This window comes from Sphingopyxis witflariensis (assembly GCF_002205635.1).
Taxonomy (GTDB): Bacteria; Pseudomonadota; Alphaproteobacteria; order Sphingomonadales; family Sphingomonadaceae; genus Sphingopyxis; species Sphingopyxis witflariensis.
The window spans coordinates 99474-125242 of record NZ_NISJ01000004.1 but is presented as its reverse complement, the minus strand read 5'-3'; the positions used below and the strand labels follow the sequence as shown (position 1 = coordinate 125242).

The window sequence follows — 25769 nt, the reverse complement described above, 5'->3', positions numbered from 1 at the left end:
GCGGCGGGGGAAGCCCCCTCTATGTCGGCCCACCCCATTCCCGCTCGTGTCGCCCCTTCCCCCTCGTCATTCCCGCGAAAGCGGGAACCCAGTTTGCGCAGCGACCGTCTGAACTGGGTCCCCGCTTTCGCGGGGATGACAATATTGGGTGTCGGCCGAACTTCGGCCTATTTCCGCATCGTCAGCGCACGTTCCGCCATCCGCGATGCGGTCTCGCGTTCGGCCATCACAACATGGTCGGCGCCGCGCCGCTTCAGATCGTCGACCTCTTCGTCCGAATGGGCGCGCGCGACGATCGTCAGCGCGGGGTTGATCGCGCGGGCGCGGCGCACGATCACGCCCGCCTCGACCCCTTCGGGGATCGCGATCAACAGGGTCGTCGCGCTTTCGATCTGCGCCTGGCGCAGCACGCTTTCCTTCGCGGCATTGCCGATGATGACCGTCGCGCCCGCCGCTTCGGCCGCCGCCGCCATATCGCCCTGATCCTCGATCACCGTCAGCCGCTCGCCGCGCCCGCACACAAGGCTGCCGATATGGCTGCCGACGCGGCCAAAGCCGATCAGCACGGTGCGCACCGGCTCGGGCGGCGGCAATGCCGCCTCGGCCGCCGCGTCGGCCTCGGCTTCGCGCTCGGTCTCGGCGCGCATCCACCGCACCGCCAGCGTGAAGAGCAGGGGGTTGAACAGGATCGACAGGATCGACCCGGCAAGGATCAGGTCACGGGCGGTGTCGGGCATGACTTTCAGCCCGACCCCCAGCCCCGCGAGGATGAAGGAAAATTCGCCAATCTGCGCGAGGCTGACCGACACCGTCGTCGCGGTCCGCCCCGAATGGCCAAAGGCGCGGACGATGGCAAAGGCCGCGAGCGACTTGCCCAGCACGATGATAGCGACCGTCGCGAGCACCGGCCCCGGCTGTTCGACCAGCACCGTCGGGTCGAACAGCATCCCGACCGAGACGAAGAACAGCACCGCAAAGGCATCGCGCAGCGGCAGCGTCTCTTCGGCGGCGCGGCGGCTGAGCTGCGTTTCGCCGAGGATCATGCCGGCGAAAAAGGCGCCAAGCGCAAAGCTGACATCAAAAATCACCGCCGCGCCGAAGGCGACGCCGAGCGCGATCGCGAGCACTGCGAGCCGGAACAGCTCGCGCGACCCCGAATGTGCAACCCAGTGCAGCACCCATGGCAGCACCCGCCGTCCGACGATCAACATGAAAGCGATGAAGCCGACGACCTTGACGAAGACGATCGCCGCCGCCTGCGCGAGCCCCGCAGTCGTCGCCGCGTCACCGCGTGCACCGAAAAAGGCGGGAAGCAGCACGAGTGCGAGGACCATCACCAGATCCTCGACGATCAGCCAGCCGACCGCGATCCGCCCCATTTCGCTGTCGAGCATGTCGCGCGCCTGCAGCGCCCGCAGCAGCACGACCGTACTCGCGACCGACAGTGCAAGGCCGAAAACCACGCTGCCCTCGACCGACCAGCCGAGCCACAGCCCCAGCGCGACCCCCAGGCTGGTCGCTACCGCGATCTGCACAAGCGCCCCCGGCACCGCAATCTTGCGCACCGAGAGCAGGTCTTTGAGCGAAAAATGAAGCCCGACGCCGAACATCAGCAGGATCACGCCAATCTCGGCGAGCTGGAGCGCGAGCCCGGTATCGGCGACGAAACCCGGGGTGAACGGCCCGACGAGCACGCCCGCGAGCAAATAGCCTGCGATCGGTGAAATGCGCAGCCGATGCGCCAGCGCCCCCATCAGGAACGCGACGCCCAGGCCGGCGACGATGGTTCCGATCAACGAGGTATCATGTGGCATTTCCAACGCCTACGGGCCGAAACCGCATCGGGTCAAGTAACACAAGTGATTTGGTTGCGATTGCCCTTCACTTCGGTCGGTCTTAACATTCGCCCATGCCGAATGGACCCGACCAGGCCGCCTATTGGCGCGATTTCGTGATCGCTCGCTGCGGCTTTCCCAACCCTGCTCGGCTGGCACAGCAGTTCGAGGGAGCCGAATTTTCCGATTTCTGCGATTGCGGATGCAACAGCTTCTCGGTGCGCGTGCGCCCCGGAACCGCGCCGATCGCTCGTCAAACCAAACAGGGCAGTGTCGTTTTCAATGCCGATTTCGCCTTGGACAGCATAGGACAGCTCGAAATCATGCTGTCGGTCGATGGAGCCGGGAACCTCGACCGGATCGATGTGATGTGTAACGCGAACAGTTGCCCGGTACCCGACGCGGTTCTCGCCAGCATCGAGCCATTCCACATTTCGGCATCCAAAAGCCTGATCACCTGACGAAGCAGGGACTAAACCGTCCCCTCTTCCTTCTCCGCCTGCTGCCGCGCCCACATGTCGGCGTAGAGCCCTCGCATGGCGAGAAGCTGATCGTGCGTCCCCGTTTCGGCGACGCGGCCGTGATCGAGGACGATGATGCGGTCGGCGCCGGTCACGGTCGACAGGCGGTGCGCGATCACCAGCGTCGTCCGCCGCTTCGCAATGCGTTCGAGCGTGTCCTGAATCGCCGCCTCGGTGCGGCTGTCGAGCGCGCTCGTTGCTTCGTCGAGGATCAGCACTGGCGGATTTTTGAGCAAGGTGCGCGCGATCGCGACGCGCTGTTTCTCGCCGCCCGACAGCTTGAGCCCGCGCTCGCCGACCTCGGTGTCATAACCTTGCGGCAGGATGCCGATGAAGCTGTCGATCGCCGCGCCCTCGGCCGCAGCCGCAATCTCGGCGGCGTTCGCGCCCTCGCGGCCATAGGCGATGTTGTACCCGATACTGTCGTTGAACAGCACCGTGTCCTGCGGAACAATCCCGATCTCGCCGCGCAGGCTCTTTTGCGTGACATGCGCGATATCCTGATCGTCGATCAGGATGCGCCCGCCCTGCGGGTCATAGAAACGGAAGAGCAGCCGCGCGATCGTCGATTTTCCCGCGCCCGACGGCCCGACGATCGCCAGCGTCTCGCCCGCACCGACCGCAAAGCTCACACCGTTCAGGATCGTCCGGTCGGGCTCATAACCGAACACGACATTGTCGAACGCCACCGCGCCGCCGTTCACGACGAGCGGCCGGGCATCGGGCGCGTCGCGAATTTCGGACGGGGTGTCGATCAGGCGGAACATCGCCTCCATGTCGATCAGCCCCTGACGGATCACGCGGTAAACCATGCCGAGCATGTCGAGCGGGCGGAACAGCTGCGCGAGCAAAGTGTTCACCAGCACGACGTCACCGACGGCGAACTGCCCCTTCGACCAGCCCCATACGGTATAGGCCATCGCCCCTGCCATCGCGGCGTTGGTGATCAGACTCTGCCCGATGTTGAGCCACGCGAGGCTGTTCTCGCTCTTCACCGCGGCCTTGGCATATTGGTCGGCGACATCGCGATAGCGCGCCGCCTCGCGCTCTTCGGCGCCGAAATATTTGACCGTTTCGTAATTGAGCAGGCTGTCGACGCTGCGCCCGATCGTCAGCGTGTCGAGGTCGTTCATCCGCGTGCGCAGCGCGTTGCGCCAGTCGGTTACCTTGCGGGTGAAGATGATATAGACAACGACCATCAGCGCGGTCGCGCTGGCGAGGCCAAAGCTGAACTTGGTCCAGAAGATGATCAGCACCGCGGCCAGTTCGACGATCGTCGGCGCGATGTTGAACAGCAGGAAATAGAGCATCGTGTCGATGCTCTTGGTCCCGCGCTCGATCACCTTGGTGACCTCACCCGTCCGCCGCGCGAGATGGAAGCGCAGGCTCAGCGCGTGGAGATGGCTGAAGGTCGCGGTCGCCAGTTCGCGCGTCGCATCCTGCCCGACCCGTTCGAACACGACGTTGCGGAGGTTATCGAACAAGACCCCGGCAAAGCGCGCGCCAGCATAGGCCAGCACCAGCCCGATCGCGAGCGCGACACCTTCCTCCATCCCCGGCGCCATCTTGTCGATCGCGGCGCCATAGAGGAAGCCCATCGACAGCTGGATGCCCTTCGACGCCAGCACGATAAGGCCCGCAAGGACGATGCGGACCTTATGCTCGGTGTGCCCCGCCGGCCATAAATAGGGCAGGAACCGCTTGAGCGTCCCAAGGACGGGCGGTTCGCGGTTCGCGTCGGCGGAGGTGGAAGTGTCAGGCGGCATGCGCGCCCCATGTAGGGACGCGCGAGTCTATCGCCAAGCGCCGAAGCGCAACTTGTTCCCCGGCGGAGTCGAAGACGAGCGGAGCCCGACGCCCGGCCACAGCCCTAACGCGACTCGCGATCCCCCATGCGGCGGATGATCCGGTCGATCAGGCGGCGTTCTTCGCGGGTCGGCCCCGCGACGACGGGCAGATCGGGCGGCACCTGACGGCGGCCGAAAACGGGGCGACGGAGCGGAACAAGCGGGGAAAAACGCATCGGGGGCTTGGCCTTGCTTGCGCGGCTCGCCCCCCGGCGCCGCAGGTGATTGGTCCCTGCGGCGAACATCGCGGACCGAAGCTATCGGTCCGGTGAAGCTATGTGGTTACTGCTTTCTTTCCGGTACCGTGAAGGTGCCGGTGACGCGGCCATTGGTGCCGCCCGAAACCGGATTGCCGTCGGGACCGCGCGCCGCGCCGCGGCCGTCGACCGTCGCGCGGCCGGTGTTGAGGTCGATCAGCAATCGCCCGCCGCGCAGGTTATTCCCACGCTGGCGCAGCTCGACATTGCCGACCATCGTGATCAGCCGCTTGTCGAGATCGTAAATCGCGACATTGCCCGTCGCGCGCTCATCGCCCTTGGTCACCACAACGCCGCCAGTCGCGTCGAGCCGGTTGACGTCGGTGCCACCGGCACGCGTATAGGCGACCGTCATCCGCGCTGCGGTCAGGGTCAGCCCCGCTTGCGTCACGCGGACATTGCCCGAAATGACGACGCGGTCGGACCGGTCCTGTACTTCGATGCTGTTCGCGGCGAAATCGACCGGCGCATTGCTGTTGTGATTGGCGAGTGCCTGGGCGTGCGCGACATCGCCGCCGCCCGTCGACAGAATCGCAAGGCTGGTGAGTGCAAAGCCCGCGCCCGCGAGCGCGGCGCTTTTCATGGCCGATAGACGGTTCATTTCAGCACTCCCTGGTTGATCCTCAGCCGCGCATTGCCCTGCAATCGCACGATCCGCTTGTCGAGGTCGGCGGTCAGCTCGTTGGCCGAAAAATGCCCGATGTTCAACGTCCCGTTGACCCCGCCTTGCCCGACGAGGCTGCGAGTCTTGAGGTCGATCGCGACATTATTGGCGTCGATGCGATATCCGTCGGCGCTTTTCACCTGAACCGCGCCCGGAAAATCGACCTTTTCGGTATCCATATTATAGGCGCCGTCCCTGGCGACGATCGTCGCTGGGCCGTCGACGAGCTTGATCGCACCCGACAGGTCGGTCATCCGCACGATCGGTTCGGCCGAACTTTTCTGGACCGCGCTGCCCGCGAGCAGGGCAAAGGGCTGTCCCTTGCCATCCTGACCGCGATATTCGGCGCGCGTCACCTTCATCCGTTCCTTCGCCACCTCGACCTTATCCTTGGCGAGCAGGAAGCTGACCTCGGTGCGCTGGGTGAAGGGCGAGAAGACGAGGATCGCCCCGACGACGCCGATCACCAGCGGCAGGCCATAGCGCAGGATGCGCACGACGCGGTCGTGGCTCGACCCGCTGGCCGCCCACATCCGGCGCATCGTGCGATCCAGTTCGGCGCGTTCGGACACTAGGGGCTCTCCGCTTCGGTCAACTATGCGCGAAAATATCGGTTTCGGGCCAACCCGCAAGATCGAGCGCGGCGCGCGCCGGGAGGAAGTCGAAACAGGCCTGCGCCAGCTCGGTACGCCCTTCGCGCGCCAGCCGCATGTCGAGAATCTCTTTCATCGCATGCAGAAAGCGCACGTCGCTCGCGGCATAATCGCGCTGCGCGTCGCTCAGTTCGGCGGCGCCCCAATCGCTCGACTGCTGCTGCTTCGACACGTCCTGGCCCAGAAGTTCGCGAACCAACTCCTTCAAACCATGTCGGTCGGTATAGGTGCGGATCAGCCGCGACGCGATCTTGGTGCAATAAACGGGGGCCGTCACGACGCCGAGCGCCTGCTGCAGCGCAGCAATGTCGAAACGCGCAAAATGGAACAGCTTGAGCCGGTCGGGATCGGTCAAAATCGCTTTCAGCACCGGCGCGTCATAGGCGCTCCCGGGCTTGAAGCGGACCAGATGCTCATCGCCCGATCCGTCGCTGATCTGGACGAGGCAAAGCCGGTCGCGCAGCGGGTTCAAACCCATGGTTTCGGTGTCGATCGCGACCGCGCCGGGACCCAGCACGCCCTCGGGCAAATCTTCTTCGTGGAAATATACGCTCATGCGCCCGCCTTAGGCGAAGCGGCCGTGCCGCTCAATGACTGGTTTTCGCCACTGTGGCCGGTGCGCCACACTCCTGCGGCAAAGCGGGCAAAACAGGGCTTTTCGGTGCTGAATTTTCCGTTCGCTCACAGCGGGCTTATAGGTTATATATTGCGCCGTTAGAGGCACGGGGCGAGTCTGTGCCCATGGTGAACTGCGTCCCCGTCCGACGTAAGGCACTGATCGAATGGGGTATGGACGAACCGAAAGCGACTATTAGACAATGAGTTTCAACAAGGATCGCCGCGGCCAGCGGGGGCGCGGCAAGCGCGATGATTTCGGCAATTTCGATAGCTTCGAACCTGCACCCTACGGCGGCGACAGCTATGGCGGCGGAAACCGCGGTGGCGGTTTTGGCGACCGCGGCGGCTTCGGCGGTGGTGATCGTGGCGGCGGCTTCGGCGGCGGTGACCGCAGCGGCGGCGGTGGCTTCGGCGGCGGCGGCGGCGGCGGTGGTGGCTTCGGCGGCGGACGTGGCGGCGGCATGCCGGCGCAGGTCGTCGGCGAAGGCAATGGCACGGTGAAATTCTTCAACCCGGCGAAGGGCTTCGGCTTTGTCGCGCGCGACGATGGCGGCGAAGACGTCTTCGTTCACATCAGCGCAGTCGAACAGGCCGGGCTTCAGGGCCTCGCTTCGGGTCAGCCGCTCGGCTTCACCCTCGTCGAACGCAATGGCAAGGTGTCGGCCATCGATCTGAAGATCGAAGGCGAACCGATGCCGATCGAAGATAGCGCACCGCGTCGCGACGATCGTGGCGAGCGCCCCGGTGGCGCAGCGCCCGGCGGCGCCCGCGGCCGGCGTCAGCTGACCGGTGAGCGTACCTCGGGTACGGTCAAATTCTTCAACGCGACCAAGGGCTTCGGCTTTATCGCGCGCGACGATGGACAGGCCGATGCCTTCGTCCACATCAGCGCGGTCCAGCGCGCCGGCATGACCGGCCTGGAAGAAGGCGACCGCGTCGCTTTCGACATCGAGGTCGATGATCGCGGCAAGTTCGCTGCGGTGAACATCCAGCCGCATCAGGACTGATCGGCGGATAAAGGATAACGAAAAGGGCGGCCCTCGGGCCGCCCTTTTTGTTTGGGATGAGCGGCAGGAAGCAGATCGCCACTTCGACCGATAGCGTGGCTTCTCTTTCATCGTCACCCCGGACTTGATCCGGGGTCCCGCTTGAAGCCAAGGCCAGTCGATGCCGGAAAAAAAGCGGGATCCCCCTGAGTTCACAAACGAAGTGCAACACCTCACACAGGTGTTGCCATGTCGAGATACCGTCAGTTATCGATTGAGGAGCGCTGTTCGATTGCCCGTCTTTATGAAGACGGGCAATCGATCCGGCAGATCGCTACAGCTCTGGATCGCCAGCCGTCGACCATCGCGCGCGAGTTGAAGCGCAACTGTGGAGCCAAGGTCGGTTACCAGCCTGCCTATGCGCAGGCGCAGGCCGATGCTCGGCGCTGGACCGGGACGCGGCTCGAGCGTGACGATGCCTTGCGTGAACAAGTGCTCGACCGGCTCGCGCAGGGCTGGTCGCCTGAGCAGGTGGCGGGGCGTCTGGCCCATGAACAAGGCCATCAGGTCATCAGCCATGAGACCATCTACCGCTTCGTCTATGCCCAGCTCAAACGCACCAACGACCGGCGCTGGCGCTTCTACCTCCCGCGCGCCAAGTACAAGCGCGGCTGGCGCACCAAGGGCGGCTGGCCGCGCTATACCGACCGTCTCTCGGTCCACGACCGCCCCGACAGCATCGCCACCCGCAAGCAGGCAGGCCATTGGGAGGCCGATGCCATGCTCTTCTCCACTTCGGGACAGGCGATCCTGATCGCCCATGAACGCCACTCGCGGATCGCCATCGCCCTGCGTCAGGCCAGCCTCAAGGCCGATCCCGTCGCCGACGCGCTCGTCGGGATGCTGAGACCCCTGCCAGCCGCGCTGCGACGCTCGATCACCTTCGACAATGGCACCGAATTTACCCGCCATCACCGCATCGAACAGCAGCTCGGCCTCAACGCCTACTTCTGCGATCCGCACGCTCCATGGCAGAAAGGCGGTGTCGAAAACGCCATCGGCAGGCTGCGCCGCAACCTGCCCCGAAAAACCAACCTCGACGACTTGTCAGCCAAAGCCATCGACGCCATCATCGCAAACTACAACAACACACCCAGAAAATGCCTCGGCTTCAAAACCCCAGCCGAAACCTTCCGCACGTTGCACTTCAAATGTGAATCCACACCCGGGTCAAGCCCGGGATGACGAACGGCATGTGGCTTCCACCCCAAAATGGGGCTCCTGGCCTCAATAGCCCAGCGTCGCCTGCAGGAACCATATCCGCTGCTGCGTCTCGTCGGCCCATGTATCGACCAGACCGCTGGTCGCAATATCGCCATCGGCCTCGGCTGCCGCTTTGACCGCCTTCAGCTGCGCAAGCAGCGTCTGATTATCCTCGGCCAACGTCTTGATCATCGTGTCGGCATCAACATTCGCGCCATCGTCATCCTTGATCGACTGGCGGCGCCCGATGTCGCCGATCGAGCGCAGCGTCGACGCGCCATTTTTGCGCACGCGCTCGGCGATCAGGTCGGTCGTCGCCAATATCTGCGTCGCATGCTCATCGAACAGCAAGTGCAGGTCGCGAAAGCGCGGACCATGGACGTGCCAGTGGAAATTCTTGGTCTTCAGATAGAGCGCGAAGCTGTCGGCGAGCAGCGCGTTCAGCGCATCGGCGACCGCGGGCTCATTATGATTCTGGGGCATGGGTCATCCTTTCTGTTGCCCCAACGACATAGCAGTGCTGGCGACAAAAGGCCCATGGATGCTCTTGGTCGCTGTCATCGAGAAACTCGATCAGTGACGCAGCATCAAGAAGATAGCCCGATCAAACCGAACGCGGTCATCGCGGTGCGAACGCCCCAGAAGATAAGAATGGCCGCGCTCGCCCAGCAGAGCAGGCGCGCCGCGCGCCGGTCGGCGATCGCGGGACCAAAGGCGAGGAAGGGCAAAAGCGCGAGCGTCCAGCCGATCAGCCCGCCCGCCGCCGCCCAATATCCCGCCCCGCTGGTCGCGGCGAGCGCACCGATCAGGAAATGGCTGCGATCGCCAAACTGGTCGAGCAGCATCCGCATCACCAGCCCGGTAAACGGCATTTCGGCCGCGTGATCAGCCGCGATCGCCGGACGTCCGCGCCACAGCAGCGCTGCGGCGGCAGCGAGCAACGCAAAAGCGACGAGCAGCGCGACCACCCCCTGCCCGATCATCCGGTTGGCGACCGATCCGGCGATGGCCGCGATCGCGGCGTTGATAACGAAGCTACCGAATGCGATCAGCGTGATACGTCGCCGATCGGTGCGCGCACGCAGCAATTGCGAGAGAAATATACCGGTGCGCCCGTCGGCATTGGCGAGCAGCACCGCCACGAGCGCGAGCATGATGGCATCCATGGAAATCGCGCCTGACGCGTCAGTCAGCGCCCGTCAATGCCCCAACCGCATCGCGACCGACGCCAGCCACGCTTCCTGCGCGGCGGCGGGTAGCGGTCCGGGCGCGCTCGCGGCGTCGCTCATCGCGTCGAGATAGGTCAGGATCGCGGCGCGCTGGCCGCCTGAACCAACCGCCGATTCGAGCCGGCTTGCCAGCGTTTCGACCGCAGCAAAACCATGGTCGCGCGCGAGGCAGCGGATGTCGTCGATGCTCTGGACGATCTGCGCCAGCGCACAATGCGGCAGCGCTTTGGCGAGCGCGCCGATCTGTCCGGTGATCCGGCGCTGCATATCGGGAAACGGGTCGTTGTGGCTCAGCATCATGCACCCCCTGTTTTCTGGGGATGACGATGCGCCCTTTTGGTTAACGCCCGGTTAGCGGTGACCGGGGAGCCGTTCCTGCACTTGCTTGCTCCGATACATGTCGCGGTCGGCGGCAGCCAATATGTCGGATTCGCTCACGCCGGTCCGCAGCATCGCAATCCCGAAACAGGCCGACAGCATGATTTCATGACCGTCGTAAAATGCGGGGGTCGCGCTCAACATCTCGCACAGCCAGCGAACCTGCGTCCGCGCCGCCGCCTCGCTTGACTGGTCGAGGATCAGACCGAATTCATCGCCGCCGATCCGCGCCGCTACATCGGACGAACGGATCGCCGTCGCAAGCCGGGCGGCAATTTCTATCAGCGCAAAATCGCCCGCAGCGTGACCGAAACTGTCGTTGATATATTTGAGCTGGTTGACGTCGACAAAAACGACTGCGGCGGGTTCGGCATAGCGCTCGAACCGCGCGATCCGCTGATGAATCGCGGTCAGGAAATAGCGGCGGTTGAACAAGGGGGTCAGCGTGTCGCGTTCGGACACGCGCTCGAGCTCGGCAACGGCGATCTTGAGCACGCGATTTTCGCGGCGCAGCGCGTCGCGCTCCCGGCGCATTTCGCGCAACTGGTCTTCGACGGAGTCGACGGGCAGCATGCCGATATGGCTGACTGCAATCCGCGCCCCTCCTACGCTATCCATTCCCGGTCCCCGCGCATGTCAAATTGCTCGCCGATGGATGCCGGCGATCATCTGGCCAAGGTCATTAGCTAGCAGTTGATACCAATCCGTAAACGCAGGGGCGTTTGGCGGCGTTGCGCCTGCGAAAGCGAATAGCTAGGGGAGTGCAGCGACGATTCATTGTCGGAACGGGGCCGGAACAGGGCCGGGGTCAGGAGTATAGGGTGATGGGCGATCGCGCGCCGCAGGGCGGAAGCGCCAGAGTCAGCGTTGGCGTAATCATGGGCAGCCAGTCGGACTGGCCCACAATGGCGCACGCCGTCCATATATTGGAAGAATTTGGCATCGCACACGAGGTGCAGATCGTCTCCGCCCACCGCACCCCCGACCGCCTGATCGACTATGCAAAAAGCGCCGCAAACCGTGGCCTCCGCGCCATCGTCGCGGGCGCGGGCGGCGCGGCGCATCTGCCCGGCATGGTCGCTTCGATGACGCGCGTTCCCGTCCTGGGCGTTCCCGTCCAGTCGGCTGCGCTCAGCGGTGTCGACAGCCTGTATTCGATCGTCCAGATGCCCGGCGGAATTCCGGTCGCGACCTTTGCGATCGGCAAGGCGGGGGCGACCAACGCCGGCCTGTTCGCCGCCGCGCTGCTCGCGGGCGATGACGCCGATCTCGCCACCCGGCTCGACGCATGGCGCGCCGCGCAGACCGAGGGGGTCGCCATGATCCCCGTGCGCGAGGGCTGAGCGCTTGCTGCCTCCCGGTTCGACCATCGGCATTTTGGGCGGCGGCCAGCTCGGCCGCATGCTCGGTCAGGCCGCCGCACAGCTCGGCTATCGCATCCACATCTATGCACCCGACCGCGAAAGCGTCGCCGCCGATGTTGCGGCGCAGCACACGCAGGCGGCGTGGGACGATGAATCGCGCCTCGCCGCCTTTGCCTCGGCCTGCGACGTCGTCACCTTCGAATTTGAAAATGTCCCCGTCGACACCGTCCGCTTCCTGTCGGGCCATGTCGCGGTGCGCCCCGGCGGCGGCGCGCTCGAAATCGCGCAGGACCGGCTGATCGAGAAGAATTTCGTCGCCGACCTCGGCGGCCGCCCGGCCCCCTTCGCTGCGGTGGCGAACCGCGCCGCGCTCGATACCGCATTGGCCGACGTCGGCGCCCCCGCGATCCTGAAAACCGTCCGCATGGGCTATGACGGCAAAGGCCAGGCGCGCCTCACCAGCCCCGACGACGCCGATGCCGCATGGGACGCGATCGACCGCCACGCCGCAGTGCTCGAAGGTTTCGTGACCTTCGCGCATGAATTTTCGGTCCTGATGGTGCGCGGGATCGACGGCGAAACACGCTTCTGGGACAGTCCGGTCAATGTCCATGAACATGGTATCCTCGCGACATCGAGCCTGCCGCCGCCGCAGATCATCCGCGATCAGCAAGACGAAGCCCGCGCGCTGCTCGCGAAGATCGCCGACGCGCTCGACTATGTCGGCGTGCTGACCGGCGAGTTTTTCGCCACCGAAAACGGCCCGATCTTCAACGAAATGGCGCCGCGCGTCCACAACAGCGGCCATTGGACGATCGAGGGCGCGGTGACGAGCCAGTTCGAAAACCATATCCGCGCCGTCGCCGGTCTGCCGCTCGGCGATACCTCCACGACCGCACTCCCCGTCGTCATGCGCAATCTGATCGGCGCCGAGATCGAGGGCGTGCCCGCGCTGCTCGCCGACGGCGCTGCGCGCGTCCATCATTATGGCAAGGCCGAGGTCCGCGAGGGCCGCAAGCTCGGCCATGTCACCTGGGTTGGAACCTTGCCTTCATGAACCATCCCGAAATCACGCTGATCCTCGCGCGCGCCAGCAATGGCGTCATCGGCGCCGACGGCAAAATGCCCTGGCACCTTCCCGCCGATCTTCGCCGCTTCAAACAGCTGACGATGGGCCGCCCGATGATCATGGGGCGCAAAACCTTCGACAGCCTTCCCGCGCTGCTCGAGGGCCGCCGCCACATCGTGCTGACCCGCGATCCCGACTGGCAGGAGGAGGGCGCCGAGCCAGCGCACAGCGTCGAGGGGGCGCTGCGCCTCGCCAATGCACCGCATGTGATGGTGATCGGCGGCGCCGAAATCTATGCACAATTCCTGCCGCTGGCCGACCGCATCGAGCTGACCGAAATCGCGCTCGAGCCCAAAGGCGACGCCGCGATCCCCGCCCCCGGTCCCGAATGGCGCGAGATCGCGCGCGAGGATCATCCCGCCGGCGACGCTGGCCGCCCCGCGTACAGCTTCGTCACGCTCGTAAGGAAAAAATGATGCGCCGCTGGCTGATTGGCATACTGGTCGTCCTGATCGTCGCGGCGGGCGCCTTCTTCACCCTCGCCCCCGGCATGCTCGAGCGCAGCATGAACAAGGTCGACGGCAAACCGCTTGCCGAGGTCAGCGAGCGCGCCAAGGCGCTCCACAAGACCCTCACCGTCGTCGATCTGCACAGCGACAGCCTGCTCTGGAGCCGCGACTTTCTCGATCGTGCAAAGCGCGGCCATATGGATCTGCCCCGGCTCGAAGACGGAAACGTCGCGCTGCAAATCCTCGCGAGCACGACCAAGTCGCCCAAGGGCCAGAATTACGACGCCAATAGCGGCGATACCGACAATATCACCGGACTGGTGATCGCGCAGTTGCAACCTGTGCGGACGTGGAACTCGTTGCTCGAACGCTCGCTGTGGCACGCCGAAAAGCTGCACCGCGCGGTCGCAGCGTCGGACGGCCAGCTCGTCGCGGTCGCCGACCGGGCCCAGCTCGACGCGCTGATCGCGGCGCGGCAAGGCAAGGCGGTGCCCGTCGGTGCCATGCTCAGCATCGAAGGATTGCACGGGCTCAAAGGCGATATCGCCAATCTCGACAAGCTCTACGCCGCGGGCTTCCGCATGGCGGGGCTCACCCATTTCTTCGACAATGAGCTCGCGGGATCGATGCACGGGCTCAAAAAAGGCGGCCTCACCCCGCTCGGACGCAACGTTGTGACGCGGATGGAAGCCAGGGGGATGATCGTCGATCTCGCCCATTGCTCCAGCGCCTGCGTCGCCGACATTCTCAAAATGGCGCGCCGCCCCGTCGTCTCCAGCCACGGCGGCGTGCAGGCGACGTGCAAGGTCAATCGCAATCTCAGCGATGAACAGATTCGCGGCGTCGCCGCGACGGGCGGCCTGATCGGCATCGGATACTGGGACGCAGCGGTCTGCGACACCTCACCCGCGAGCATCGCGAAGGCGATGAAGCATGTCCGCGACCTCGTCGGCATCAATCATGTCGCGCTCGGCAGCGACTATGACGGCGCGACGACGGTGCGCTTCGACACGTCAAAGCTGGTGCAGGTGACGCAGGCGCTGATCGACGCGGGCTTCAGCGACGACGAAATCCGCGCCGCGATGGGCGGCAACGCGATCCGCGTGCTGTCGGCTGGCCTCGTGCCCCTCGCCCCGCCCGCCCCGTGATTCGCCTCGATGGCCACGCCCGCATCGAAGAACCACTCCGTGGCGGGGTGATCGCGCTCGGCAATTTCGACGGCTTCCACGCCGGGCATCAGGCGGTCGTCGGCCGTGCCGTCCGCCATGCGCGTGACGAGGGCCGCCCCGCGATCGTCGCGACCTTCGACCCGCATCCGGTGCGCTTCTTCAAGCCCGACGTCCCGCCCTTTCGCCTGACGACGCTCGATCAGCGGCAGGAGCTGTTCGCCGCGGCGGGCGCCGACGCGATGCTCGTCCTGCCCTTCGACGCGACGCTCGCGGGGACGACGGCCGAGGATTTCATCACCGGGCTGCTGCTCGATCGCTACGGCGCGGCGGGTGTCGTCACCGGCAGCGATTTCGTCTTCGGCAAGGGCCGCGGCGGCGATGTCGTGACGCTGGCCGACCATGCCCGCACCCACGGCTTCTTCACCGAAATGGTCGCCCCGGTCGACGATGCCGAGGAGGTCGTCTCGTCGAGCCGCATCCGCGACGCGCTGCGCGAGGGCGATTGCGACACCGCCGCGCGCCTGCTCACCCGCCCCTTCACCGTGCGCGGCACGGTCGAACATGGCGACAAGAACGGCCGCCTGCTCGGCTTTCCGACCGCGAACATCGACATGGGAAATTATCTGCGCCCGCGTTACGGCATCTATGCGGTCACCGGCCGCCTGCCCGACGGGCGCATCCTCAGGGGCGCGGCGAACATCGGCATCCGCCCAAGCTTCGATCCGCCCAAGGAATTGCTCGAACCGCATTTCTTCGACTTCGCCGAAGATCTCTACGGGCAGGAAATCGACGTCGCCTTCCGCGCCTTCATCCGGCCCGAGGCGAAGTTCGACGATATGGACGCCCTGACCGCGCAAATCGCGGCGGATTGCGACCGCGCGCGGGAATTGCTCGCCAACATATAATCATCGTCATGCCGGACTTGATCGGGGGTTCATGGATGCCGGATCAAGCCTGTCCTGAGCCTGTCGAAGGGTCCGGCATGACGAAGACGGAGGGGGAAATATATGACCGAAACGACCGACGATGACTGGGCCGCCGGGCTCGAACCCCCGCCCAAAAAGCCGATGAAGCGCGGCACCAAAATCTTCCTCTGGGTCTTCGCGGCAATCGTCGCCTGGTTCACCCTCAGCAACGCGAGCTGGCTCGCCCCCGATCCCGTCGGCAAGCGCACCCTCATCGCGCATCGCGGCGTGTCACAGCTTTTCGATCACAGCGGCGTCGGCCGCGACACCTGCACCGCGACGCGCATCCGCGCGCCCGAACATGATTATATCGAAAACAGCCTGCCCTCGATCCGAGCCGCGATCGGCCGCGACGCCAATATGGTCGAACTCGACATTGCACCGACCAAGGACGGCCAGATCGCGGTCTTCCACGACTGGACGCTCGACTGCCGCACCGACGGCAAAGGCCCGATTCGCGACGCCACCATGGACGAGCTGCGGAAACTCGACATCGGCTATGGCTACACCGCCGACGGCGGCCAGAGCTTCCCGCTGCGCGGCAAGGGCGTAGGCATGATGCCCGGCTTCGACGAAGTGCTGAGCCAGCTCGGCCACCTCTCGCTGCTGATCAATTTCAAGTCGCCCGACCCGAAGGAGGCCGAGATGCTGCTCGCCGCCTTTGCGAAGGCCGGGATCGATCCCAATGACGGACGCTTCGGCTTCTATGGCAAGGGCAAGCCGATCGAAATCATCCGCGAAAAGGCGCCCAAGGCATGGGCCATGGACCCGGACAGCGCCAGGACCTGCACCACCGACTATATCAAATATGGCTGGTCGGGCTGGTATCCGCCCAGCTGCGTCGGCAACACGATCATCGTCCCGCTGAACCGCCAATGGGCCTTTTGGGGCTGGCCCAAACGCCTGCAAGCGCGCGCGGCAGCGCATGATACCCGCGTCCTCCTCGTCGGCGATCAGGACGACAAAGCGAACGGCCTCGGCCTCCACAACGTCTACCAGCTGCAAAAAATCCCCGCCGCCTTCACCGGCTATGTCTGGATCGAGGATATCTACAACCTCGGCCCCGCGCTCCGTCCGCGACAGAAGTGACCAGCGCCTGGGCCCCGGCTTTCGCCGGGGAGCTGATCCGGATTGAACCTTGTTGTTCCCCGGCGAAAGCCGGGGCCCAGTAACAACGGTCGATCATGAAGCAAGGCAGCGTCTACATCCTGACCAATAAACGCAACGGCACGCTCTACATTGGCGTCACCAGCAACCTGCCCCAGCGCATCTGGCAACATCGCGAGGGCCTGATCGAAGGTTTCACCAAAAATACGGCTGCAAACTGCTTGTCTGGTACCAGCATTTCGATGATCTTCAGGACGCCCGCCGCCGCGAGGCCCAGATGAAGGAATGGAAACGCGCGTGGAAGATCGAGTTGATCGAGGCGATTAATCCCGACTGGCGCGACCTCACTTTCGACCCTGCCTAGCCCCGCATGGGCCCCGGCTTTCGCCGGGGAACAACTCTGGCGTGCGACTATGGTTCTTGTTCCCCGGCGAAAGCCGGGGCCAATGGCGGCACTGCGCCACATAAAAGGTGACGAAACCCCTTCTGTTACGCTAAGCGCCGCGACCATGACCGAAAGCACGCCCGCGCCCGAAACCCGCGATTATCGCGACACCGTCTTCCTGCCCAAGACCGACTTTCCGATGAAGGCCGGCCTGCCGCAGAAGGAACCGCTGATTCTCGCCAAATGGCTCGAGGGCAATCTGGAAGGCCAGATTCGCGAAAGCCGCAAGGGCCGCGACCAGTTCATCCTCCACGACGGCCCGCCCTATGCCAATGGCGACATGCACATCGGCCATGCGCTCAACCATATCCTGAAGGACATGGTCGTCCGCACCCAGACGCTGAAGGGCAAGGACGCGCCCTACGTCCCCGGCTGGGACTGCCACGGCCTGCCGATCGAGTGGAAGGTCGAGGAGCAGTATCGCAAGAAAAAGCTCAACAAGGACGAGGTTCCGGTCGAGGAATTCCGCGCCGAATGCCGCGCCTATGCCCAGCATTGGGTCGACACCCAGCGCGAACAGCTGAAGCGCCTCGGCATCGGCGGCGACTGGGACCATCCGTACCTGACGATGGATTATGAGGCCGAAGCCACTATCGTGCGCGAACTGCTCAAATTCGCCGCCAACGACATGCTCTATCGCGGCGCCAAGCCGGTGATGTGGTCGCCGGTCGAAAAGACCGCGCTTGCCGAGGCCGAGATCGAATATGAGGACATCGTCTCGACGCAGATCGACGTGGCGTTCCAGATCATCGAAAGCCCAATCGCTGAGCTGATCGGCGCGCATGCGGTCATCTGGACGACGACCCCGTGGACGATCCCGGTCAATCAGGCTTTAGCCTATGGGCCGGAGGTGGAGTATGTTCTTGCGAGCCCCCTTTTGTCGGGGGGCTCAGAGTCCGCTTGGAACATCATTCATGCTCACCCCCTGTATAATGGATGGTTTGACAGGCCCGTATTGGTAGCCGCAGATCTTGTTGAAGCATTCAAGGCACGAGTGGATGCAGCGCTTAAGACGATCGATTTGAGTGAGGTAGGTTCGCCGCGCGTCGACTTCGATCTGGATTTTGGACCGGAAGACCGCTTCAAAGGCGCCGACCTCGCCGGCACCATCGCCCGCCACCCGATGCACGCACTCGGGGGCTTCTTCGCGCGTCCGCGTCCCTTCCTCGCGGGCGATTTCGTCACCACCGACAGCGGCACCGGGCTCGTCCATATGTCGCCCGACCATGGCGAGGATGATTTCGACCTGTGCAAGGCGAACGGCATCGACCCCGTGTTCGCGGTCGAGGGCGACGGCAAATATCGCGAAGACTGGGGCTGGCTCGGCGGTCAGGGATCGGTGATCAATCCCAAGTTCAACGCCCCCGACGGCCCGATCTGCACCGACCTGCGCGAATCCGGCGGGCTGCTTGCAGCCTCGGCCGATTACAAGCACAGCTATCCGCACAGCTGGCGCTCGAAGGCAAAGGTCATCTATCGCTGCACCCCGCAATGGTTCGTGCCGATGGACAAGGTGATGACGCACATCGAGCCCAAGACCCCGCGCGAAAAGCGCTGGGAGAATGAGGGCGGCGCGATCAACCCCGCCGAAGAGGACCTCTGCGCCGCGCCGACGCTGCGTCAGGCGGCGATGCAGGCGATCGACGAGACGCGCTTCGTCCCCGAAAAGGGCCGCAACCGCATCAGCAGCATGGTCAAGGACCGCCCCGACTGGGTGCTGTCGCGCCAGCGCGCCTGGGGCGTGCCGATCACGCTCTTCGTCGACCGCAAGACCGGCGTCTATCTCAACGACCCCGCCGTCAACGACCGCATCGTCGCGGCGGTGAAGGCAGGCGGTGTCGACGCATGGAGCGACGCGCGCGCGCAGGAATATCTGGGCGAGGCCTATGACGCCGCCGATTACGAGCGCATCGTCGACATTCTCGACGTCTGGTTCGATTCGGGCTGCACCCACGCTTTCGTCCTCGAAAGCGGCCGCTGGCCCGCGCTCGTCCGCCACGACGGCGGCACCCACAGCGCCGATCTTTATCTGGAAGGCAGCGATCAGCATCGCGGCTGGTTCCAGTCGTCCTTGCTCGAGTCGTGCGGCACGCGCGGACAGGCGCCGTACAAGGCGGTGCTGACGCACGGCTTCACGATGGACAGCAAGGGTCTCAAGCAATCCAAGTCGGTCGGCAACACGACCGATCCCGTCAAGGTGATGCAGACCAACGGCGCCGACATCATCCGCCTGTGGGCGCTGAGCGTCGATTTCACCGAAGATCACCGCATCGGCGACGAGATCCTGAAGGGCGTCGCCGACCAGTATCGCAAGCTGCGCAACACCTTCCGCTACCTGCTCGGCGCGCTCGACGGGTTCAGCGAAGAAGAACGCGTCACCGACGTCGCCGCGATGCCCGAGCTGGAGCGTTATATGCTCTCGCTGCTCGCCGACCTCGACACAAAGATGGCGCAGGCGGTCGATGATTTCGACTTCAACAGCTACACGCGCCTGCTCGCCGATTTCTGCAACGAAGACCTCTCGGCCTTCTATTTCGACATCCGCAAGGACGTCCTCTACTGCGACCTCGGCCCCGCCGCACCGCTCGGCACCGACACCCGCCGCGCGTATCGCAGCGTGCTCGACATCCTGTTCCACGCGCTCGTCCGCTACGCCGCGCCGGTGCTGGTGTTCACCAGCGAAGAGGTGTGGGGCACGCGCTATCCCGAAGCGGGCAGCGTGCATTTGCTCGAATGGCCTACCGTCGACGCCGTATGGAACGACGCCACGCTCGCGACCAAATGGGCTGGCGTGCGCACCCAGCGCGAAGCGGTGACCGAGGCGATTGAACCCTATCGCCGCGAAAAGACGATCCGGTCGAGCCTCGAGGCCGAGGTCACGATTCCCGATCCGACGCTCGATCCAGCGGCGCTTGAAGAAATCTTCATCGTCTCGGTCGCCCGCGCGGGCGATGCGCTGACCGTCACCCGCACCGAAAACCACAAATGCGGCCGCTGCTGGCGCCACCTGCCCGAGGTCGAGTCCGACGGCAGCTTGTGCAATCGCTGCGACACGGTATTGGACGCCTGATGACCCGCACCCGCTCCCCCTATCTGGGCTTCGGCCTGTTGATCGCGGCCTTCGCCTTCCTGCTCGATCAGGTCAGCAAGTGGATCGTCATCGTTCCGCTATCGCTCGAGCCCCAGCGGACGATCGAGATTGTCTCTTTCTTCAACCTGACCTGGGCTGAAAATTGCGGCATTTCGCTGTCGATGTTCTCGGCCTGCAACGACACCACGCGCTGGACGCTCGTCGCGGTCACCGCTGCGGTCGCCGCCGCCGTCGCCTTCTGGATGACGCGCGAAAAGGCGAAGGGCGACGTGATCGCGCTCGCGATGATCCTCGGCGGTGCGCTCGGCAATATCGTCGATCGCGTCCGCCACGGCTTTGTCGTCGATTTCGCCGACCTGCATTTCGGCGATTTCCGTCCCTTTCTGATTTTCAACGTCGCCGATGCGTGCATCACCATCGGCGTGCTTTTGCTGGTTGCGCGCGCGCTGCTCTTGGGCGAAAAGGCCGCAACCACGGACGGCCAGCCGTCCGCCGATTAACGGGGCGCATAGGAGTATATTTCAAGTGAACCGGACCACCGCCATCCTTGCCGCCACGATTGCCGCTTCAACCCTGTCGGCCTGCGGGTCGAACAGCCTGTTCAGCCGCGACCGCCCCGATGAAATGATGGTGTCGCGCCAGGCGCCGCTCGTCGTGCCGCCCGATTATTCGCTCACCCCGCCCGCCCCCGGCGCGGCGCGTCCCGGCGGCGAATCGACCGCGGAGCAGACGCTGCGCGCCCTGTTCGGCGGCCCCGCCCCGCGCAGCGCCAGCGAAGCCGCAGTGATCGGCAGCGCCGATGGCACGCGCGCCGACCCCGGCATCCGCAGCCAGGTCGGCAGCCCCAACACGCAGGTCGTCGACAAGGGCCTCGTCGTCCGCGACATCCTCGCCGCCCCCGAAGGCGACGGCCGCGACGCCTCCTCGGCAATCCCGGGGGCCTAAGCCTCCATACGATCAATAGCGAGACGACGGCCCGGCGATCCCGGGCCGTTTTCTTTTGGGCTCAGCCGAACAGCAACGACACCGTCGCGAACAGGGCCAGCGCCTCGACCATCGCGCGCGAGGCATGGCCAAAGGCGCGCCAGTGGCCCGATCGCATATGCTGCGCGAACCACAATATCTGCAAACTGCCGAACCACAGCAGCGCAAAGATCAGCAGCGCGAAACCCGCCAGCATCGCCTCGGTCGCGGTCATTCGCATCAGGATCGACGCGCCGGTGACCATCATGGCAAAGGGCGCGGTCGCATAGCATTGGCTATAGAAGGGCGCTTTGAGCGTATTGCGGTCGAGTTTGACGTGCCGCGCCAGCACCAGCCGCGCCGCCATCATCAGCGGGAAAATGCTGAAAAAGGCGACGCGCAGCAGGATCAGGCTCGAATCGTCGCTGATCAACCCGCTCAGCCCCGTCCGGTCGGTCACCATGGCGCTTTCGCCCACCGTCGACAGCTCGATCCCGTGACCGATCACCAGCGTCAGCATCAGGAACAGGGGCGGCGACAGCGTGTCAGTATATTGCCGGTCAGCGGCATCGCCGAGTTCGGCCTCCGAATAATCCATCATCTTCAGCGGCCGTGTCAGCGTCCGCCACAGCGTGACCGGATAGAAGACCAGCCATGACATGATCTCGTAAAGCAGCTCGTCGAGCGACTGGATGAGTTTCAGGAAATCCATACCGCGCCCCGATCCCCCTGCGGTCTTCGGACTAGGCCCGCGCGCCCGCCTCTTCGACGCCCGCGCTATTGTGGCGCAGCGCTTTCAGCACCGTATCGACGATCTGCGGCGCGTTGAGCCCCGCTGCGTCATATTGCACCTGCGGCGAATCCTGGTCCTGAAACACGTCGGGCAGACGCATCGTGCGCAGCTTCAGCCCCGCATCGATCAGCCCTTCGTCGCTCGCCAGCGTCAGCACATGCGCGCCGAGCCCGCCGATGCTGCCTTCCTCGACCGTCACGCACACCTCGTGATTAGCGAGCGTCTTGCGGATCAGCTCCTCGTCGAGCGGCTTGGCGAAGCGCAAATCGATCACGCTCGTCGACAGCCCGCGTGCTTCCAGCGTGTCGGCGGCCTTCAATGCCTCGGCGAGCCTTGTGCCGAGCGACAGGATCGCGACCGCCTTGCCCTGCCGCACCACACGGCCCTTGCCGATTTCCAGCTTCTCGGGAACCGCGGGCAGCGCGACCCCGGTGCCATTGCCGCGCGGGTAACGGAACGCAATCGGGCCATCGTCATATTCGGCGGCGGTGTAGGTCATATGGACGAGTTCGGCTTCGTCGGCCGCCGCCATCACCACCATGTTCGGCAGCGTCGCGAGATAAGTGACGTCGAACGACCCGGCGTGGGTCGATCCGTCGGCGCCGACCAGCCCGGCGCGGTCGATCGCAAAGCGCACCGGCAGATTCTGGATCGCCACATCATGGACGACCTGATCATAGGCGCGCTGGAGGAAGGTCGAATAAATCGCAGCGAACGGCCGCATTCCCTGCGCCGCGAGCCCGGCGGCAAAGGTCACCGCATGCTGTTCGGCAATCCCGACGTCAAAGGTCCGCGTCGGATGCGCTTTCGCGAATTTGTCGACCCCGGTGCCCGACGGCATCGCGGCGGTGATCGCGACGATTCGCTTGTCGGTGTCAGCCAGTTTCGCCAGCGTTTCGCCGAAGACATTCTGATAGGCGGGCGGTCCCGGCGGCGCTTTGGCCTGCTCGCCAGTGATCACATCGAATTTCTGGACGCCATGATATTTATCGGCGGCCGCCTCGGCGGGAGCATAGCCATGCCCTTTTTTGGTCACCGCATGGATCAGCACCGGGCCATGGTCGCTATCGCGGACATTCTCGAGAATCGGGATCAGATGCTCGAGATTATGGCCATCGATCGGCCCGACATAATAAAAGCCCAGCTCCTCGAAGAGCGTCCCGCCCATCGCCATGCCACGCGCAAATTCATCGGTCTTGCGCGCCGCCTTGTGCAGCGGTTCGGGCAGCTTGCGCGCAAAGCGCCGTGCGATCTCGCGCAATTCCAGGAACGGCCGCGACGACACCAGCTTGGCGAGATAGGCCGAAAGTCCTCCCACCGGCGGGGCGATCGACATGTCATTGTCGTTGAGGATGACGATCAGGCGATTGCCCGCCGCCTTGGCATTGTTCATCGCCTCATAGGCCATGCCCGCCGACATCGACCCGTCGCCGATCACCGCGATCGCGCGGCCGGGTTCGTCCTTCAGCTGGTTGGCGATCGCAAAGCCCAGCGCGGCGCTGATCGAGGTGGAGCTATGCGCCGCCCCGAACGGGTCATATTCGCTCTCGCTGCGCTTGGTGAAACCCGACAGGCCGCCACTGGCGCGCAGCGTTCGGATGCGGTCGCGGCGCCCGGTGACGATCTTGTGCGGATAGCATTGGTGCCCGACGTCCCACACCAGCTTGTCGCGCGGGGTATCGAAAACATAATGGATCGCGACGGTCAATTCGACCACCCCCAGCCCGCTGCCCAGATGCCCGCCCGTCGTCCCGACGGCAGAAATCATCTCGGCGCGCAGTTCGTCGGCGAACTGGCGGAGTTGTTCGGGCTTCAGCTTGCGGAGGTCGGCGGGGACATCCACCGTGTCGAGCAGCGGCGTATGCGGACGTTCGGTCATCCCGCGGTCATAAAGATAAGCGCCGAAGCTGTCGAACGAAAAGGCGGTGCACGCCGGTCAGCGCGCGCGCGCCGGATTTCGGATATCGTCGGTCAACTGCCAGCAATCGGCCGTGGGACGAAAGATCAAATAGCCGCCGGGCCCAGTCTTTTCGATCAGCGTCCCCGGCCCGTCGCCCTCGCCGGGCTCGAAACGCCCCGGAACCCAGTCGACGCGTTCGGTTCCCGTCGACGCCGTGTTGAATTCCACCTGCACAGTGACAAGCTGGCCGGGATCGCCGCCACCCGGCGCATCGAACCGACGCGCCGACGCACCGGTGACATAGCTGTAATCGATCATCACGACGGGAAAATCATCGGCAGCCAGATAGCGGTTCGCCGGCACCTCGCGCGCGCTCCCCTCCACACCCGAACCGACGGCAGGCGCCGTATAACGCTCGCGCACCAGCCGACTGTTGGCGAAAGGCCAGAGAAAGGCCGGAAAGTCGCCGCTGCGGCACGCGGCCGCGGCTTCATCCAGAAAGAAGCGGTCGCTCTCGCTCACGGCATCTTCGGCGGCCGCGCCCCCCACCGGCGCCAGAACGCACAGCATCGCCGCAAGCGCCCCGCCCAACCGGGCATTATTCTTCGTCATCGCTTCGTTTCTCCTCAACGGGCGGCGCATCCTTCGCCGCCCCGACCTGTGCATAGAGGCCGCGCACCATCAGGTCTGTGAACACGATCATAACCCCTATCATCCCGACCAGCAGCGCGATCGCCGCGACCGGAAAGGGGCCAATGCCATCGATGAGCCCGCGCCGCGACGCAAGCGCAAGCAAGGCCGCGAGCGCCATCAGCGCATAACCGGCAAAACGTGGTGCGCGACTCATGCCGCCGGACCCGCGAAGCAAGAAACAGGAAATTGGTGCATCAAAGCGTGATGAAGCCAAACGCGCCCGCCCGCAAGACGAAGCCTTTGCATTGTCCCGTCAATCTCTTACACCTGTGAACAAGGGGGTCGGCTCGCAGGAATGTCGAAACGCATGACCCTGACCCGCTTCGCCCCCCTCTCGCTCCGCCCCTGGCGCTTCGTGCTGGCCTTCGCGGCACTCAACCTCGCCACCGCCTCCCCCGCACAGGCCGAAGAGATGGCCGCGCAGCCTCAGGGGATCGCCGCAACGCCCGGCTTCCCCATCACCGCCGACGACAGCGAACCCGCCCGCTTCGTTCAGGACACCAGCGATATCGACGAGAATATCCTGCTGCCCGCTGCGCGCATCGATGCGGATGACAGCGACCGCAAATGGGCGCGCGACTATGTTGCGCTCGCCGCCGGGGTGATGACGACGCCCAGCTATAATGGATCGGACGACCGCTCGATCCTCCCCGCTTTCTATCTGCGCGGGCGACTCGGCGGCTATGCCTTTTCGACCCGCGGCACCAATTTCCAGGTCGATCTGATTCGCCAGCGGCGCGGGCAAAAGACCGATTTCAAATTCGGCCCGATCATCAGCCTGCGCGGCGACCGCAGCGGCGGGATCAAGGATCCGCAGGTCGAGGCGCTCGGCGAAAAGAAACTCGCGGTCGAACTCGGCATCTCGGCGGGCATCACCCACACGGGGGTCATCACCAGCGATTATGACCAGATCGGGCTGCGCCTCGTCGCGCTCAAGGACATCTCGGGTCGCCACGGCAGCTGGGTCGCCTCACCAACGATCGACTATGGCACCCCGCTGTCGAAGCGCGCCTTCATCGGCGTCTCGGCCTCGGTCAATGTCTATGGCAAGGGCTTCGGCCATTATTATTACGACATCGACCCGCTTGGCAGCGCCGCGAGCGGCTTGCCCGTCTATGACCGTGCCGGGACCAAGGCGACCGCGGGCAAATATACCTTCGGGATCGCGGGCGCCTATGCCTTGTCGGGCGATCTGCGCAAAGGCTTCGTCCTGATCGGCGGCGCCCAATATGGCCGCCTGACCGGCCGCTACGCCGCCTCGCCGATCGTCGCCGAGGCGGGCAGCGCCGACCAGTGGCTCGCGGGTGCAGGCGTCGCCTATCAATTTTGACCGGATATCCCGCCATACCTGTCCGGCCGCCGCGGCATATCCGCACGCGCAACGGCAACGAAATTGGCACCCCCAATTGGGGGCTCGCCGGGCCGCCCGTCCTCGACTATGCGCGGGGCA

The 25769-nt window shown here is 64.8% G+C and carries 27 protein-coding genes and 1 pseudogene; 14 read left to right on the top strand and 14 right to left on the bottom strand.

Features of this window, described 5'->3' with window-relative positions; genetic code table 11:
* Window positions 1-167 precede the first annotated feature (167 nt).
* On the bottom strand, window positions 168-1814 hold the full coding sequence (ybaL, locus tag CDQ91_RS09285; protein WP_088472442.1) for a YbaL family putative K(+) efflux transporter: 1647 nt from the start codon (window positions 1812-1814) through the stop codon (window positions 168-170).
* A 95-nt stretch (window positions 1815-1909) separates the two neighbouring features.
* Between ybaL and CDQ91_RS09280 the strand changes: the two genes are divergently transcribed.
* Window positions 1910-2296 carry a hypothetical protein gene (locus tag CDQ91_RS09280; protein WP_088472441.1) on the top strand — a complete coding sequence of 129 codons (387 nt, stop codon included), beginning with the start codon at window positions 1910-1912 and terminating at the stop codon, window positions 2294-2296.
* 11 nt (window positions 2297-2307) lie between these two features.
* Here CDQ91_RS09280 and CDQ91_RS09275 read toward each other — a convergent pair whose 3' ends face one another.
* The 5 genes from CDQ91_RS09275 to CDQ91_RS09255 all read right to left on the bottom strand — a co-directional run bounded on the left by CDQ91_RS09275 (window position 2308) and on the right by CDQ91_RS09255 (window position 6333).
* Complete coding sequence (locus tag CDQ91_RS09275; RefSeq protein WP_088472440.1) at window positions 2308-4122, bottom strand: ABCB family ABC transporter ATP-binding protein/permease; 1815 nt, start codon at window positions 4120-4122, stop codon at window positions 2308-2310.
* 104 nt (window positions 4123-4226) lie between these two features.
* Window positions 4227-4379 (bottom strand): hypothetical protein, encoded by a 153-nt coding sequence (locus tag CDQ91_RS21255; protein ID WP_158213649.1) that lies wholly within the window; start codon window positions 4377-4379, stop codon window positions 4227-4229.
* A gap of 106 nt (window positions 4380-4485) precedes the next feature.
* Complete coding sequence (locus tag CDQ91_RS09265) at window positions 4486-5043, bottom strand: LptA/OstA family protein (protein ID WP_088472658.1); 558 nt, start codon at window positions 5041-5043, stop codon at window positions 4486-4488.
* 14 nt (window positions 5044-5057) lie between these two features.
* Window positions 5058-5696 (bottom strand): LPS export ABC transporter periplasmic protein LptC, encoded by a 639-nt coding sequence (lptC, locus tag CDQ91_RS09260; protein ID WP_088472438.1) that lies wholly within the window; start codon window positions 5694-5696, stop codon window positions 5058-5060.
* Between the two features lie 19 nt (window positions 5697-5715).
* Window positions 5716-6333: a ribonuclease D gene (locus CDQ91_RS09255; RefSeq protein WP_088472437.1), complete on the bottom strand. Its 618-nt coding sequence runs from the start codon at window positions 6331-6333 to the stop codon at window positions 5716-5718.
* Between the two features lie 262 nt (window positions 6334-6595).
* Between CDQ91_RS09255 and CDQ91_RS21860 the strand changes: the two genes are divergently transcribed.
* Both CDQ91_RS21860 and CDQ91_RS09245 read left to right on the top strand, forming a co-directional pair.
* Window positions 6596-7402 carry a cold-shock protein gene (locus CDQ91_RS21860; protein ID WP_088472436.1) on the top strand — a complete coding sequence of 269 codons (807 nt, stop codon included), beginning with the start codon at window positions 6596-6598 and terminating at the stop codon, window positions 7400-7402.
* A 228-nt stretch (window positions 7403-7630) separates the two neighbouring features.
* On the top strand, window positions 7631-8626 hold the full coding sequence (locus tag CDQ91_RS09245; protein ID WP_088472435.1) for an IS30 family transposase: 996 nt from the start codon (window positions 7631-7633) through the stop codon (window positions 8624-8626).
* A 42-nt stretch (window positions 8627-8668) separates the two neighbouring features.
* Here the strand turns inward: CDQ91_RS09245 and CDQ91_RS09240 are convergent, their stop codons facing one another.
* The 4 genes from CDQ91_RS09240 to CDQ91_RS09225 form a co-directional block, all read right to left on the bottom strand.
* Window positions 8669-9127, bottom strand: coding sequence for a Dps family protein (locus CDQ91_RS09240; RefSeq protein ID WP_088472434.1), 459 nt, complete (start codon window positions 9125-9127; stop codon window positions 8669-8671).
* Between the two features lie 104 nt (window positions 9128-9231).
* Complete coding sequence (locus CDQ91_RS09235) at window positions 9232-9810, bottom strand: hypothetical protein (protein WP_088472433.1); 579 nt, start codon at window positions 9808-9810, stop codon at window positions 9232-9234.
* 33 nt (window positions 9811-9843) lie between these two features.
* The gene (locus CDQ91_RS09230; RefSeq protein ID WP_237245907.1) at window positions 9844-10173 is read right to left on the bottom strand and encodes a hypothetical protein; all 330 of its coding nucleotides are present in this window, start codon (window positions 10171-10173) and stop codon (window positions 9844-9846) included.
* 51 nt (window positions 10174-10224) lie between these two features.
* Window positions 10225-10869 (bottom strand): GGDEF domain-containing protein, encoded by a 645-nt coding sequence (locus CDQ91_RS09225; RefSeq protein ID WP_088472432.1) that lies wholly within the window; start codon window positions 10867-10869, stop codon window positions 10225-10227.
* Window positions 10870-11075: 206 nt separating this feature from the next.
* On the opposite strand from CDQ91_RS09225, the gene purE reads away from it, so the two are divergent.
* From purE to CDQ91_RS09175, 10 genes and pseudogenes are all read left to right on the top strand, one after another.
* Complete coding sequence (gene purE / locus CDQ91_RS09220; RefSeq protein ID WP_088472431.1) at window positions 11076-11594, top strand: 5-(carboxyamino)imidazole ribonucleotide mutase; 519 nt, start codon at window positions 11076-11078, stop codon at window positions 11592-11594.
* A gap of 4 nt (window positions 11595-11598) precedes the next feature.
* A complete protein-coding gene (locus CDQ91_RS09215) occupies window positions 11599-12672 on the top strand; it encodes a 5-(carboxyamino)imidazole ribonucleotide synthase (RefSeq protein ID WP_088472430.1) in 1074 nt (357 codons plus the stop codon).
* Window positions 12669-13160, top strand: coding sequence for a dihydrofolate reductase (locus CDQ91_RS09210; RefSeq protein ID WP_088472429.1), 492 nt, complete (start codon window positions 12669-12671; stop codon window positions 13158-13160). Before CDQ91_RS09215 ends, CDQ91_RS09210 begins: the two co-directional genes overlap by 4 nt.
* Entirely contained in the window at window positions 13160-14341 is a 1182-nt protein-coding gene (locus tag CDQ91_RS09205; RefSeq protein WP_088472428.1) for a dipeptidase, read from the top strand. The genes CDQ91_RS09210 and CDQ91_RS09205 overlap by 1 nt, the downstream gene beginning before the upstream one ends.
* Window positions 14338-15267, top strand: coding sequence for a bifunctional riboflavin kinase/FAD synthetase (locus tag CDQ91_RS09200; RefSeq protein WP_088472427.1), 930 nt, complete (start codon window positions 14338-14340; stop codon window positions 15265-15267). Before CDQ91_RS09205 ends, CDQ91_RS09200 begins: the two co-directional genes overlap by 4 nt.
* A 102-nt stretch (window positions 15268-15369) precedes the next feature.
* Window positions 15370-16416, top strand: coding sequence for a glycerophosphodiester phosphodiesterase family protein (locus CDQ91_RS09195; RefSeq protein WP_088472426.1), 1047 nt, complete (start codon window positions 15370-15372; stop codon window positions 16414-16416).
* Window positions 16417-16511: 95 nt separating this feature from the next.
* A pseudogene (locus CDQ91_RS09190) lies at window positions 16512-16798 on the top strand (GIY-YIG nuclease family protein).
* A gap of 145 nt (window positions 16799-16943) precedes the next feature.
* Window positions 16944-19949 (top strand): isoleucine--tRNA ligase, encoded by a 3006-nt coding sequence (locus CDQ91_RS09185; protein WP_088472425.1) that lies wholly within the window; start codon window positions 16944-16946, stop codon window positions 19947-19949.
* Window positions 19949-20470, top strand: a complete 522-nt coding sequence (gene lspA, locus CDQ91_RS09180; protein WP_088472424.1) for a signal peptidase II — start codon at window positions 19949-19951, stop codon at window positions 20468-20470. The genes CDQ91_RS09185 and lspA overlap by 1 nt, the downstream gene beginning before the upstream one ends.
* 25 nt (window positions 20471-20495) lie before the next feature.
* Window positions 20496-20915, top strand: coding sequence for a DUF3035 domain-containing protein (locus CDQ91_RS09175; protein WP_088472423.1), 420 nt, complete (start codon window positions 20496-20498; stop codon window positions 20913-20915).
* 61 nt (window positions 20916-20976) lie between these two features.
* Here the strand turns inward: CDQ91_RS09175 and CDQ91_RS09170 are convergent, their stop codons facing one another.
* From CDQ91_RS09170 to CDQ91_RS09155, 4 genes are read right to left on the bottom strand one after another with little or no spacing between them, the layout of a single operon-like run.
* A complete protein-coding gene (locus CDQ91_RS09170; protein ID WP_088472422.1) occupies window positions 20977-21645 on the bottom strand; it encodes a hypothetical protein in 669 nt (222 codons plus the stop codon).
* Between the two features lie 31 nt (window positions 21646-21676).
* Complete coding sequence (gene dxs, locus CDQ91_RS09165) at window positions 21677-23605, bottom strand: 1-deoxy-D-xylulose-5-phosphate synthase (RefSeq protein WP_088472421.1); 1929 nt, start codon at window positions 23603-23605, stop codon at window positions 21677-21679.
* 57 nt (window positions 23606-23662) lie between these two features.
* Entirely contained in the window at window positions 23663-24238 is a 576-nt protein-coding gene (locus CDQ91_RS09160) for a hypothetical protein (RefSeq protein WP_088472420.1), read from the bottom strand.
* Window positions 24225-24473: a hypothetical protein gene (locus CDQ91_RS09155; protein WP_088472419.1), complete on the bottom strand. Its 249-nt coding sequence runs from the start codon at window positions 24471-24473 to the stop codon at window positions 24225-24227. The genes CDQ91_RS09160 and CDQ91_RS09155 overlap by 14 nt, the downstream gene beginning before the upstream one ends.
* A gap of 153 nt (window positions 24474-24626) precedes the next feature.
* Between CDQ91_RS09155 and CDQ91_RS09150 the strand changes: the two genes are divergently transcribed.
* Window positions 24627-25649 (top strand): MipA/OmpV family protein, encoded by a 1023-nt coding sequence (locus tag CDQ91_RS09150; RefSeq protein ID WP_158213648.1) that lies wholly within the window; start codon window positions 24627-24629, stop codon window positions 25647-25649.
* Window positions 25650-25769: the final 120 nt, after the last annotated feature.